Source organism: Streptomyces sp. NPDC089424 (assembly GCF_044749345.1).
Taxonomy (GTDB): Bacteria; Actinomycetota; Actinomycetes; order Streptomycetales; family Streptomycetaceae; genus Streptomyces.
In genome coordinates this window covers 848473-859647 of the sequence record NZ_JBIVHU010000003.1, presented here as the reverse complement: position 1 = coordinate 859647, position 11175 = coordinate 848473, and the positions used below count along the sequence as shown (strand labels likewise).

General features: G+C 72.2%; 14 protein-coding genes. 3 read left to right on the top strand and 11 right to left on the bottom strand.

What is annotated here, in order from left to right:
• Positions 1 to 2: 2 nt before the first annotated feature.
• The 8 genes from ACIP2X_RS19070 to ACIP2X_RS19035 form a co-directional block, all read right to left on the bottom strand.
• The gene (locus ACIP2X_RS19070; RefSeq protein WP_401674206.1) at positions 3 to 3431 is read right to left on the bottom strand and encodes a phage minor head protein; all 3429 of its coding nucleotides are present in this window, start codon (positions 3429 to 3431) and stop codon (positions 3 to 5) included.
• The gene (locus ACIP2X_RS19065) at positions 3424 to 3678 is read right to left on the bottom strand and encodes a hypothetical protein (protein ID WP_401674204.1); all 255 of its coding nucleotides are present in this window, start codon (positions 3676 to 3678) and stop codon (positions 3424 to 3426) included. The genes ACIP2X_RS19070 and ACIP2X_RS19065 overlap by 8 nt, the downstream gene beginning before the upstream one ends.
• On the bottom strand, positions 3671 to 3928 hold the full coding sequence (locus tag ACIP2X_RS19060) for a hypothetical protein (protein ID WP_401674202.1): 258 nt from the start codon (positions 3926 to 3928) through the stop codon (positions 3671 to 3673). The genes ACIP2X_RS19065 and ACIP2X_RS19060 overlap by 8 nt, the downstream gene beginning before the upstream one ends.
• Positions 3921 to 4304, bottom strand: coding sequence for a hypothetical protein (locus ACIP2X_RS19055; protein ID WP_401674199.1), 384 nt, complete (start codon positions 4302 to 4304; stop codon positions 3921 to 3923). Before ACIP2X_RS19055 ends, ACIP2X_RS19060 begins: the two co-directional genes overlap by 8 nt.
• Positions 4297 to 4452, bottom strand: a complete 156-nt coding sequence (locus ACIP2X_RS19050; protein ID WP_401674197.1) for a hypothetical protein — start codon at positions 4450 to 4452, stop codon at positions 4297 to 4299. The genes ACIP2X_RS19055 and ACIP2X_RS19050 overlap by 8 nt, the downstream gene beginning before the upstream one ends.
• Positions 4453 to 4519: 67 nt before the next feature.
• Entirely contained in the window at positions 4520 to 4732 is a 213-nt protein-coding gene (locus tag ACIP2X_RS19045) for a hypothetical protein (RefSeq protein ID WP_401674194.1), read from the bottom strand.
• The gene (locus ACIP2X_RS19040) at positions 4729 to 6507 is read right to left on the bottom strand and encodes a hypothetical protein (RefSeq protein ID WP_401674191.1); all 1779 of its coding nucleotides are present in this window, start codon (positions 6505 to 6507) and stop codon (positions 4729 to 4731) included. The genes ACIP2X_RS19045 and ACIP2X_RS19040 overlap by 4 nt, the downstream gene beginning before the upstream one ends.
• Positions 6504 to 6845: a DUF1360 domain-containing protein gene (locus ACIP2X_RS19035; RefSeq protein ID WP_401674189.1), complete on the bottom strand. Its 342-nt coding sequence runs from the start codon at positions 6843 to 6845 to the stop codon at positions 6504 to 6506. The genes ACIP2X_RS19040 and ACIP2X_RS19035 overlap by 4 nt, the downstream gene beginning before the upstream one ends.
• A gap of 323 nt (positions 6846 to 7168) precedes the next feature.
• On the opposite strand from ACIP2X_RS19035, the gene ACIP2X_RS19030 reads away from it, so the two are divergent.
• The 3 genes from ACIP2X_RS19030 to ACIP2X_RS19020 all read left to right on the top strand — a co-directional run bounded on the left by ACIP2X_RS19030 (position 7169) and on the right by ACIP2X_RS19020 (position 8582).
• A complete protein-coding gene (locus tag ACIP2X_RS19030) occupies positions 7169 to 7813 on the top strand; it encodes a hypothetical protein (RefSeq protein ID WP_401674187.1) in 645 nt (214 codons plus the stop codon).
• Positions 7810 to 8274, top strand: a complete 465-nt coding sequence (locus ACIP2X_RS19025) for a hypothetical protein (protein ID WP_401674185.1) — start codon at positions 7810 to 7812, stop codon at positions 8272 to 8274. Before ACIP2X_RS19030 ends, ACIP2X_RS19025 begins: the two co-directional genes overlap by 4 nt.
• Positions 8275 to 8378: 104 nt before the next feature.
• Complete coding sequence (locus ACIP2X_RS19020) at positions 8379 to 8582, top strand: hypothetical protein (RefSeq protein WP_401674180.1); 204 nt, start codon at positions 8379 to 8381, stop codon at positions 8580 to 8582.
• Between the two features lie 189 nt (positions 8583 to 8771).
• Here ACIP2X_RS19020 and ACIP2X_RS19015 read toward each other — a convergent pair whose 3' ends face one another.
• Genes ACIP2X_RS19015 through ACIP2X_RS19005 form a run of 3 tightly spaced genes read right to left on the bottom strand, consistent with a single transcriptional unit; the run spans position 8772 to position 11128 of the window.
• The gene (locus ACIP2X_RS19015; protein ID WP_401674177.1) at positions 8772 to 9029 is read right to left on the bottom strand and encodes a hypothetical protein; all 258 of its coding nucleotides are present in this window, start codon (positions 9027 to 9029) and stop codon (positions 8772 to 8774) included.
• Positions 9030 to 9045: 16 nt separating this feature from the next.
• On the bottom strand, positions 9046 to 10692 hold the full coding sequence (locus ACIP2X_RS19010; protein WP_401674175.1) for a hypothetical protein: 1647 nt from the start codon (positions 10690 to 10692) through the stop codon (positions 9046 to 9048).
• Positions 10679 to 11128 carry a hypothetical protein gene (locus tag ACIP2X_RS19005; RefSeq protein WP_401674172.1) on the bottom strand — a complete coding sequence of 150 codons (450 nt, stop codon included), beginning with the start codon at positions 11126 to 11128 and terminating at the stop codon, positions 10679 to 10681. Before ACIP2X_RS19005 ends, ACIP2X_RS19010 begins: the two co-directional genes overlap by 14 nt.
• Positions 11129 to 11175: the final 47 nt, after the last annotated feature.

Sequence of the window (11175 nt, the reverse complement as noted above, 5' to 3'; positions counted from 1 at the left end):
GGCTACTGGTCTCCCTTGGGGTCGGTGGTGGTGGGTGCGAGGACGGCGGCGGCCATGGCCTCCACTTCCTCGCGCCGCTTGGTGTCCCGGCGGACCAGGGCGGCCTGGAGGCTGTCCAGGAACTCCGGGTTGTCGAGCAGGGCGGCCACGTTGTCCGGGGCGTGTCCGCCGTGGGTGTCCGGACGCTGTCCGGGCAGGTCAAGGCCGTCCGCAAGGGTGCGCCGGACAGCGTCCGGGGACGGGGGCGTTCCGTGTCCGGACGTGCCCGCCGGGTTGTCCAGGACGGCGGCGGCGCTGGCGGCCAGGGCGAGGTTGCCGCGCTCCACTGCGGCGGCGAGCAGCGGGGAGGAGTGGCCGGGCACGGGTACGGACAGGACGGCCCGCAGCTGCCACTTGCCGGTGTCGCCCTTCTTCATGTGGTAGCTGGGCTGGCACCCCATGAACACGGTGCGGTCCCAGTCCGAGAGCCACGGCGCAGCGGCGCCGGCGAACCACATGCCGCGGGCGTTCATGCCCACGGTGACGATGCCGGCGACGGTCCTGGAGTCATCGAACTGGCAGCTCGCGCTGTCGCATTCCGCCCCGTCGCGGGTGTGGGGCGCGTTCATGGTGAAGGCGCCGGCCTTGACGTACTCGCCGCTGTCGAGGAGGAACCGGGCGCGCAGGAAGTGCGTGGTGTCGATGTCGCCCAGGCTGTCGATGGTCAGGCGGCGGTTGGCGAACCCGGCGTGCGGCTCCCCGGCCTGGGCCACCCACCCGTAGATGCGGCCGTTGCTGTAGTGGACGCCACCGGAGCCGGGGGGCAGCTCCTCGTCGGTGGGCTCCGCGAACCAGGCGGCGGGCATCGGGGGAAGGTCACGCATGGCCGTCCAGGCGGACGCCACAAGCTCGCTCAGGGCAGGGTCGTCCCCGTCTGCCGCCGCGCTGGCGGTGGCCGCCGGGCCCTCCGGCATGGAGGACGCGATGACGTACAGGCCCGCGGCGAGGCGCACCAGTTGGCCCTCCCTGGTGGCGGCCCGCAGGTGCTTGCGTGCGGTCTCCACGGCCAGGCCCAGGGCCTTGGCCACCTCGCTGGCGCCCACGGGGCCGGGGCAGGCGCGCACGTAGCTGATGACGCGCCGGCGGGTCTCCCCCGGCGCGGCGGCGGCAGTCAGGGCGGCAGCCGTGGCGGCGGCCTGCTCCTCGTCCGGCTCCTCCGGGGGGTCCAGCACGATGCGCGCCTGGTTGAAGGCGGGCATGGCCACGAGGGTGGCGCCTCGGACGCGGGCCTTGGTGATGCGGACGACGAAGTCACCGGCCTGCTCGGAGTGCAGGACCACGCCCTCGTCGCTGTCGCTGTCCCCGGCCGCCGCCGTCACCCGGCGCAGGGGCAGGCTGGAGCCGTCCAGCGCTGCCAGGGCCCTGGCGGGGAGCCGGCCGTCCGGGCCGGTGATGAGCTGCGCCATCTGCTGGCGGCGGGTCAGTGCGGCTCCGGACGCGGTGGCCTCCACGGCGGTGGCCACGTTGATGATCCAGCCGCCGTCTTCCAGGCGCATCACGCTGGCGTACGGGAGGGACGCGGCGAGCACCAGGAAGCCGTCCTCGTCCTCCTCCAGGGTGCGGTCCACGAACTCCACGTCCACGCTGTCCAGGTCCACGCTCACGCCGAGGGGCGCGGGCGGGTCCTGCTCCAGCAGGCTCATGGCCTCGTATCCGGCTCGCTGGGTGAGGTAGAGGGGGCCGCGGCCGGTGATGCGGTTGCCGTCGCGGCCGTACTCCTCGATGGCGCCCGCGAGTTCGGCGCCCTCGTGGCCCATTCCCATCTCGTCCGCGTACTGGAGGGGCCAGGGGCCGGCCTCCCAGTACAGGGCGCCGGCGGCGAAGATACGGCCGTCGCCGGTCTCGGTGTCCTCGAATGCCAGGGCGGTGTCCCCGGGCGTGCTCCAGGTACGCACGGGCAGCGACGCTGTCAGCGCCTCGTCTTCGGTGGGGTTGTCCATGGGGGGCTCCTCCTCGGGGCCGAGTGGGAAGTCCGTGGCCTCGCCGCCGAACGCGACGCGGATACGGTCGAAGGTGAGCGGGCCCAGGCGGTCGGCCATGGCCTCAAGGGGCCACGTGTCGGTGGTGTAGGCGCCGGTGGTGTGCGCGACCCAGGGGGTGTGCTGGCGGGGCAGGTCTGGGTTGTTGTGGCCGTCCTCCAGGGCGTCCTGGGCGACGGCGCGCGCCTCGTGCAGGGTCGGGGCGTCCTCGTCGGCGTCGGGGTTGTCGCCGATGGCCCACACCCAGGCGGGGTCTGGGGAGGCGGGGTTCCAGTGGTTGACGCCGAACGCCGCGGCGTGGACGGGCCCGGCGAGGTTGGCGGCGCGGGCGCGGACGCCGTCGATCAGCTCGCGGCGCTGGTCTTCGCCCCAGTCCGCGGCCTTGCCGAGGAACCACAGCGTGCAGTGCAGTTCCTCCGCCGGCTCGCCGTCCTCCAGGGCCAGGCGCTCCACGTCCTCCTGGCTGGGCACGAGGGCGATCATGGCGCCGGTGTGCTCGGTCGCCGCAGCGGTGGCCGAGGGTACGGCGAGGTGATCGGCGAGGGATTCCATGCCCAGGGCGCGAGCGACGTCCGCGGGGCCGGGGGCAGGCAGGATGCCGTGCTCGTACAGGCGGCGTGCTTGAGCGGAGGCGCTGCGATCCGGGGCGTGCTGGAGACGCAGGATGCACCGGCAGTTACACACCAGCGCGGGCGGGGCGCTCGGGTCCCCGGGGTGCTGCATGTCGACGCCGTCCACCTCGAACGCGTCGTCCAGCAGGCGCACGAAGCCGTCCACGTCGTGGTGGGCGTCCCGTACCCGGGTGTCCCGGCGGGTCTGCCACTGCTTGACGATGGGCCGGTCCGGGCCGGTGAGGGCCTGGGCGGCGGCCAGGGTGGCCGTGTTCCAGGCGCGCGCGGCCTCGGTGGTGGCGATCAGGGATTCCCGGCCGGGGCCGAGCTGCGCGCCCTCGCGGGCGAACACGGCGAGGAGGCGGGCCCGCAGGGCTTCCAGGTCCTCCCCCGCGTCCACGCCAGCGGCTAACTCCCGTACGGCGACGTCGGCCAGGCGGTCGCCGACGGCGCGCAGCAGGTGCTCGGTGCTCTCCACGTACTGGCCGATGCCCTCGGGCAGTTCATCGCCGCGGTCGTGGCGGCCGGGCAGGTCGTCCCAGCCGTCCGGCAACTGGTCGTCAACCTGGTCGGCCGCGGCCTGGGCGGCCTGCTCGGTGACGCCGAGGAGCCTTCGCACGAGGCGCGGCACCCGCTGGCGGAACATGCCGGCGATACGGGAGACGGAGAACCGGGCGGCCACCAGCTCTGTGGCGTGGTCCAGCTCGGTGGCGAACTCCTCGGCCACCTCTTCCAGGACGGCGCGTACCTCGGCGGCTACGTCCTCCTCGGCGGCGGCCAGGGCCTCCTCCAGCTCATCCATGGCGCTCCACCTCCCGGGACGGCGCGGGGGCGCGGTCGGTGGCCGGGGCGTCCGTCATGCCGGCGCGCTCGCGGTTGCGCCAGGCGAACAGCTCCTCCCACAGCTCGATGCCGGGGCACTTGGCGCACCAGCCGTGGACGTGGTGGGCGACGATGCTGTGCCCGGACGGGGCCTTGACCTCCAGCGGGCGCCCGTTGGGTGCCCCCTCGGGCGGCGTGTCGGCTCGGGCGTGCTCGGTCTCAGGCATGGAGGGCCTCCGGTGCAGCGCCGGACAGGGTGACGGTGCCGGACGCGTCGCGGAGGAACAGCCACATGCCGAGGGTGACCACGCCGTAGCCCGTGCCGCTGGTGAGGGTCACGTACGCGGAGGCTTCCTGACCTGGGGGGAGTTGCTCGAAGTGAGCGACGGCCAGGGCGGCGGCCTCCTGGATCAGGTCAACGATGGGGGCGGCACTGGCTGGTGAGGCCGGCCCGGAGACGAACGAGGGATCAGCCACGGTCGGTGTCCTCCAGCGTGGGGTGGGGTGTTGCGTCGCAGGCGGTGCAGTGGGCCCACCCGCCTGCCTTGCGCTGCTCGCCCTGGATGGGCCACAGCCGCACGGTGACGACGGTCAGGGCCTCCTGGCCGCACTCGGGGCACAGGTGGTCGTGGGTGGCTTGCAGGTCCACGGTGCTGCGGGGCGCCTCGGGCGCGGCCGTGGCGGCCTGGGTGGCCTCGTGGCGCCGGTTCTCGCGGACGCGCCAGGCCACCGCTTCCTGGGCGGCGTCGCGGCCGGGGCAGTCCGCGCACCAGCCGAGGACGCGGTGCGCGGCGCTGCTGTGGCCCCACAGGGCGGGGTCCGTGGCGGCCGTGTTCTCAGGGGGGTTACACATCGCCAGGCGCTCCGTCCTCGTCGCGGGTCGTGCCGTTCGGGCAGGGCTCCACCGGGGCGATGTACACCACGGCCGGAGCGCCGGAGCCGAGGAGTTCCCCACCGGGGCCCCAGAGCTTGACGTCGGTCACGCCAGGCATGCGCGTCATGTGCGTGACGGTGAGGCCCTGGCACTGCGGGCACAGGTCCAGGCGCTCCACGTGGTCTGGGCACTGGTCAGCCCTCATGGGACGCCTCCGGGGGCTCGCAGGTCTCGCACCACGCCCAGTAGCCGACGCGGGCCACGCCGTCCTGGGTGAGCAGCACGATCTCTCCGGCGAGCAGGGTCCAGGCCTTGCAGGTGGAGCACCATTCCGCGGTGACGTTGGCCGCGGAGGCGGTGACCTCCACCTCGGCGGGGCGCGGCTCGACCGGCCTGCGGGGGGTCATGCCGCCAGCCCCAGGCAGGAGTTCCGCAGCAGGCGCACGGTCTCCTCGAAGGAGTGCTTCATGCGGGCGGCGATCAGGGCGCGGGCGTAGTGGTCCAGGGTGTCGATCAGGCACTCCGCCTCGAACCCGTAGCGGGTGGCCATCTCCGGGACGCGGTCCCAGGCGCCGACCAGGAGGTGCCACTGGTCGACCTGCTCGTCCGAGACGGGGAACACGGTGTGCAGCTCCCCGGGCGGGATCTGCCGGGACCGGCCCCGCTCGCTGCGGGGGCAGGCGGGTTTGACGCGGATCTTCTCCCCCACCATGCACATGGCGTTGTGGATCACGCCGTCGATGGCGGCCAGGATCGTCTGCGCCTGCAGCGCGGCGACGTCCACCGTCGCCGCGGCGGCCAGGGCGACGTCCTCGCCGTCCTCGGCCGGGTCGCCGGTGGGCTGCTCGGGCTCGGCGTTGCTCTCGTCCACGGGCAGCTCCGAGTCCGGGCCGTCGGCCGGCTGCTTGCTGCGGCGGGCGCGTTCCTCGTCGGTGGGGGCGTCCGCGTCGCTGAACCCGGTCTCGCGGCGCAGGGCCGCGTCCGAGATGGCGCCGGCCTCGTGGACCTTGAGGGCGGTCTCGGCGCGGTTGGTACGGACACGCAGGGGGCTGGTGTCATGCCAGACCAGGCACTCCAGGGCGTCCTCGACGTTCTCGGCCTCCAGCAGCGGCTGGAGGTACTGGGAGGTGAGAGCGTCAGCGACGGTGCCCAGCTTGGGCTCCACACCCAGCGTGATGGCCTCGTCCTTGAGGGCCCACTGGCCCCAGTGGTTGATGTCGCCCTGCCCCAGCAGGATCTCGGCCGGGACTTCCAGGCCGTTGGCGAAGCGGGTGATGGCCTCCTCGCGCAACTGGATGGCGAGGGAGTCGAAGTCGGACTCGAACGTCAGCCGCTTGATGTTGGGGATCTGGTCGGCCGGGACTTCCAGGATGATCGGGACGGTGGCGGCGGCGCTGTCGGGTTCCTTGTAGGCGGTCTCGGCGACCGTCATCAGGACCTCGATCAGGTCGTCCTCCTCGTTCTCCTGCCCTGGGGTGGTGGGGAACTTGGTGCCCTGGGGCACGAGGACGATGCCCCGGCCCGTCAGCCGGGACCGCGCGATGGCGGCCACCGCGGCGTTGAGGAGCTTCAGTTCCTCCAGCAGGCCGAGGCTGGACCGGACGGCGCTGTCCGCTTCCATCTGGCGGCGGGGGTGGGACTCCCACACGCGGATGGCCACGGGGTCATTGCTGTCCAGGGGCGCGTTCTCGTCCTCCGCGCCTGGGATCGCGACTTCCTCGCCGTCGATCTCGGCCACCAGCTTGTTGCCCTGCTGCTTGACCTCCTGGGTGGACAGGACGCGCCAGTCCGCGCCGACCTCGTTGCCGTTGCCGTCCTGCTTGGGGCGGACGATGATCCATCCCTCGCCGGCCACGGTGAGGTGGGGGCCGAAGTTCCGCAGGAGCTGCGCCTGGCCGTTGGCGCCGCCGGCGATCTCGGCGACGAGCTGGGAGGCGCGGTGCGTGGACGGGAGGGGAACGACGTTGCCCTCTTCGTCCCGGCGGCCGGCGATCAGGCGGGCCCGGGACATGGCGTTGGAGTACCAGCGGGCGGCGAAGCGGACCTCGGGGGTCTCGTCGTAGAACAGCCACGCGCGTTCCTGCCAGCTCCCGTCTACGGGCTTGGTACGGAGCTTGCGGGCGGTGTAGCGGGCGGCGGAAGCGGTGAGCTCCCCACGGCGCGGCCGGGTGGGCGCGGTCATCCGTGCACCCGGCTGAGCACGTCGTCGAGCCGGTTGAGCAGGACGGCCAGGCCAGCGACGGCGAACCACTCCACGCCATGCGTGAGGAGCGGCGCCTGGTCGAAGGTGCCCGAGACGAGCAGGTACGTGGCGAGGAGGGCGCCGGACACCCACCAGCCCATGCAGTACACGCAGGAGATGAGCGTGACGACGGCGGAGCGGACGGCGGAGGTCTGGCGGCGTTCGTGCCAGGCGATGACCCGGTCCCGCACGGGGTCCAGGACGGTGTCGTGGACGGCGAGCTGGGTGCCTCGGTAGCCGGCCAGCCCGAGCAGGGCGAGGGTTGTCAGGTCGATCAAGGTCGCCCCCAGGCGGAACATGTGCTTCCGGTTTCGGTCGGCGGAGCATGATAGGCCACCGGGCGAAGTGGTCCTGTGGGCGCGAACTCGCAGGTCAAGGCCTAAAGTTCGATCACGTCCGGCTGGTACGGTGACCGCGTTCCGAGAGCGGGGACAGGCGGGCGCCGGCGGAAAGGCCGATGCAGTGCCCGGGCGGCGCAGGGGCACACGCCCTGCCCGCCGGCGCCCTTCCCCGGACAAGTTCCGTCTTACCTCCGCCGCTCGCCTGCCAGATCGATACAGTGAGGTTCTGGCACGCGGCGCCATCCGGGGGGAGGCGAACTGTGAGACGACTCAAGGAACTGTTGCGTCGCCTACGGGGCTCACCATCCGTAGGACTAGACGATCTCTCCGTCAAGGAGCTGTTCCGTCGCGTTGAAGTAGCTACCCACTCGCTTGAGGAGTTGCAGGTCCGCTCCGCAGAGAATGACCTGCAACGCGCTCATACCAAGCGCGACAATCAGGCCCAGATCGACTCGGATTACGCGTATCACCTGAAACAAACCCGAGACGAATTGGCCGAGCTAACGGCCGAGGTGAAACGCCGGCGCCGACCTGGCGACCCGTCGCCCATTAGAAAAAACCGGCGGGTCCGCACGTGGCGTGCGCGGCTCGGCGGCAGCTCCTCCACTGTCGACGAACAAGCCGAGATGTTCGAGCGGGAGGAGCTGCCGACGTCGCCATGGCGCATCGCCGACCCCAGGCACGGTGACGGAGGCGACTTCGGGCAGACCTTTGAGTGGACCTCACACGACGCCCACCTGACTGACGGGCTGCCGGTCGAGCAGCGTCAGCAACTGGCGGCGGAAGCAGCGTCCACGATCAACCACACCTTGGCCCGGCTCCTCGTACAGCTTGGCCCACCCCCCGAAGGCGCAGGCGGGGGCCTTAATCCAGTATCGAGTGGCGGCGGAGGAGCACAGCAGTGACGCGGGAGGATCAACTGCCCGTCGGCCCCAGGCCAGATGATGACCCGATGCTCTCCGTCGGCAAGCTCATCGCTGCCCAGTGGAGTGAGCTGGGCCCGGAGCACTTGGCGGCGGCTTTGCAGGCCATGGAGCCAGAGCTTCGCCGAGGGCACCGCGAACGCATGGCGCGAATGCAGCTCCAGCACGATGCCGACGCGCGGGTGCATGAGGAACGTCAGCAGGCGCGGCAGCACCGGCGCCGTATGGCAGAACTCGCGGTCGGGGCAGTAGTAGCCCTTGCCATGCTGGGCGGGGGCGTCTATGTGCAGTCCTGGTGGCTGTCCCCGCTGCTGTGTGGACCGAGTCTGCTCGCCCTCGCCAAGGTCATCATCCTGCGCAAGAGCGATCCGGACGACATGAGGTTTCTGGCCAGATCGGCTCGCACATCAACGAACGCGGGCACGCCCCCTCCCCCGGTTTGACGGGCGCAGGCGTGCGCGTCCTGCGCGCCCGCGCTCCTGCTCCGCCCCGTATCGCCTCCACAATCCGGTGACGGCCCCGTGGGGGCGCTTCTACCGTGGGACGTATGTCCGGTTACGGAGAGGTAGACCGAGACGTCCTGAATGGCCGTCTGGAGGCCCTGGAGGGGCCTGCGCTGCTCCTGGTGGAGCGGCCCGCCGAGGACGGCGGCCTGGACCTGCTGATCTACGACGAGGACGGCACCCTGGTAGATGTGTCGTACGTGCCGGCCGAGCTGGTGGACGCGCCGACCCTCGTTGAGGCGAGCTGAGACGGCGGGGCGCCCTGAGCCCTCCCGCGCCAACGGGACTGCATCGGGCTCGGGGCGCCCGGCCTCGGTTGGAGCCGGCCCCAAGCAGGAGGGGGCGGCAGCGTCAACGGACCAGAAGCGGTGAGGCTATGACCTGGACGGTAGCGGCCCACCAGGGCGCAGCACCAGCGGGGTTGGGACGGCCGTGCATCAACGCTGGCGGGGGCGGCGGGGTGGATATGCCTCCGGGTTGCGCGCGGCCAGGCGCTGGTCCTGGCGGTGCATGCCCCAGGCCGCGGCGGTGAACACCAGAGCGGCGAAGCCTGCACCCAGGACGCCGTTGAACGCGGCCTGGTTACCGGCGAGGTTGCAGGCGATGCCGCCCAGGCACAGCAGCCAGAAGACGCCGGCGAACACGGTGGTGGTCCAGGTGACGTTTTCAAGGCGGTCACGGACGCGTCGGGGCATGGCGGTGGCTCCTCGGTCAGCGGGTGTTGGTGGCGCCTGTCTTGGTGGCGGGCAGGCCTTGCGTGGTGGGGCGGGCGTAGCGGGAGGCGGCGCGGGAGGGGCGGGCGTCGCGCTGGCCGCCGGGGGCGTGCAGCTTGGTGGCGGCCAGGTGGTCCGCGAACAGGCTCATGGCGACCGCGTCGCCCCTGTCCGGTGAGCGGCCGAGGCGGGCGGTCACGTCGTCCTTGGGCTCCACTTTGATCTTGGGTGGGACGCCGGTGGTGATGTCCCACGTGGGGGTGGTCAGGTCGGCCACCAGCAGGTCGTCCGGGGGCAGCGCGAGCTCGGCGCCGAACGCCGGATCCAGCAGCTCGCGCAGCTTCCAGTACGCGGCGGAGCGGGTGTTGAAGAACCCCCATTCCCGATCTCGGGTGCGGAGCTTGCTCTTGGCCGCCCCGGTGTACGCCAGGACGGGCGCGCTCAGCTCGCGGAGGCGGTCCACGACGCCGCCGCCCACGCCGATGCTGTCGACCACCGCGGCGGCGCCTTCCTCCTCGCCCAGGGCGGCCTGGACGCGCGCGGTGGTCTGCATGGTGTCTTCGCGGTCGTGGGTCTCCAGCCGGGCGACGACCAGGCCGCGGCGGTGGCACAACACGGTGGAGTCCCCGCCTGTGCGGGCGACGTCCACGCCGAGGACGCGCCGGCCGGGCACGTCTGGGCGGCCGGCCTGGTCCCAGACGTGCCAGCGCTCGATGGCGGCCTCCACCCAGGCGAGGGGGATGACGCTGTCCTCGTCGCTGGCGTGGAACTCCCCCAGGACGCGGTTGGCGTACAGGGCGGAGTCCGCGCCCCACTGGCGGGCGCGCTGCTCGGCCCAGTCCGGGGAGATACGGCCGGCGGCCACGGCCTCCTCCAGGGTGACGTGGCGAGTGTGCCAGTCCTCCAGGCCGGGGGCGTGCTTGTGGATCTCGTAGAACCGGCCGGCGGGCGGTCCGGGCGTGGAGATGGCCAGGGCGAACGCCTCGGGGAGGCCGTCCATGCGTCCACCGGAGAACGCGCCCTCAATCGCGTCCCACGTGCCGTCCGGGACGACCTTGGCCTCATCGATCAGGTAGAACAGGCTGTCCGCGTGGGCGCCCTCGATCAGCTCCGCCTTGTTGGACGCCACCGGGGAGGCGGCGCCGTGCACCAGCTTGAGGTTGAGGCCCAGCAGCTCCGTCAACTCGCTGAAGGGTTCCCGGCCCAGGACGTCCCAGCGGATCCGCCTCGCCCACTTGTGGATCTCTGGCCACAGATAGACGGTGAGGTGCCTCCACGCGGATGCGGTGGTGAGGACCTTCCAGTCGTAGCCGGCGGCCTCCCGGGTGGTGGCGAACCAGAGCACCCCCAGGGAGGCAACGCCCGTCTTGCCCAGGCCGTGAGGGCCTCGTGCCGCGACGCGGCGGTGGCGGGCGAGGGCGCCCAGGATGTCGTCCTGGTAGAACGTCAGGCCGCCGTCCTCGCCCCAGTCGATGACTTCCCGCGCCCAGGCGGCCGGACGGTACAGGTACCGCTCCGCCGCCTGCATGCGGCGCTCCAGCCGCGCCAGGTGCGGGCGCCAGGCGGGTGGGGCCTTCCGGGCGAGTTCCAGGCGCTGCGCCCGGCTCATCCGCCGGTAGGCCGCCTCCGCTTCAGGCGTCAGCACCGAGCGCCCCCAGCTCCGCGTCGTCGCCCTCGGGGGTCGCGCGGACGATGGCCAGCAGGTCCTCCGCCGTGATCTGCCCGGTGACGTCCAGGTCCAGCTTGTCCGGCTCCGCCAGGCCCCACAGCTTCACGACACGGTCCACCAGGCGGGCCGCCGTCTCGACTGCCTTCAAGTCGCCCTTGAGGGCCTTGGGCCACACGGCGGCCAGCAGCCGCTGGTAGCGCATGGCCTGGACCTCTCGGAGTTGCTGCGCCTTGTCCTTGAGGTTGGTGAGGTTGGCGGACAGGGCCCGGTCCACGTCGGTGTGGGCGGCGCCCCTGCTCGCGTAGCCGAGACGCTCCGCGATCGTGTCGTAGTCGACCCCGGCCAGGACCATGGCGATGGCCTTGGTGCGGCGCTCCGCGACCTGGGCGCGCTTGGCCTTGCTCGCGCTCATCGGGGGCCCTCCGTTCGCATGTGCCTATTGGTTCGCATATCGAGGGG

Excerpts from the sequence above, each read along its gene's own strand:
- ACIP2X_RS19070 (WP_401674206.1), bottom strand. The coding sequence starts at position 3,431 with ATGGATGAGCTGGAGGAGGCCCTGGCCGCCGCCGAGGAGGACGTAGCC.
- ACIP2X_RS19040 (WP_401674191.1), bottom strand. The coding sequence starts at position 6,507 with ATGACCGCGCCCACCCGGCCGCGCCGTGGGGAGCTCACCGCTTCCGCC.
- ACIP2X_RS19005 (WP_401674172.1), bottom strand. The coding sequence starts at position 11,128 with ATGAGCGCGAGCAAGGCCAAGCGCGCCCAGGTCGCGGAGCGCCGCACC.
- ACIP2X_RS19045 (WP_401674194.1), bottom strand. The coding sequence starts at position 4,732 with ATGACCCCCCGCAGGCCGGTCGAGCCGCGCCCCGCCGAGGTGGAGGTC.
- ACIP2X_RS19020 (WP_401674180.1), top strand. The coding sequence starts at position 8,379 with ATGTCCGGTTACGGAGAGGTAGACCGAGACGTCCTGAATGGCCGTCTG.
- ACIP2X_RS19065 (WP_401674204.1), bottom strand. The coding sequence starts at position 3,678 with ATGCCTGAGACCGAGCACGCCCGAGCCGACACGCCGCCCGAGGGGGCA.
- ACIP2X_RS19015 (WP_401674177.1), bottom strand. The coding sequence starts at position 9,029 with ATGCCCCGACGCGTCCGTGACCGCCTTGAAAACGTCACCTGGACCACC.
- ACIP2X_RS19050 (WP_401674197.1), bottom strand. The coding sequence starts at position 4,452 with ATGACGCGCATGCCTGGCGTGACCGACGTCAAGCTCTGGGGCCCCGGT.
- ACIP2X_RS19055 (WP_401674199.1), bottom strand. The coding sequence starts at position 4,304 with ATGTGTAACCCCCCTGAGAACACGGCCGCCACGGACCCCGCCCTGTGG.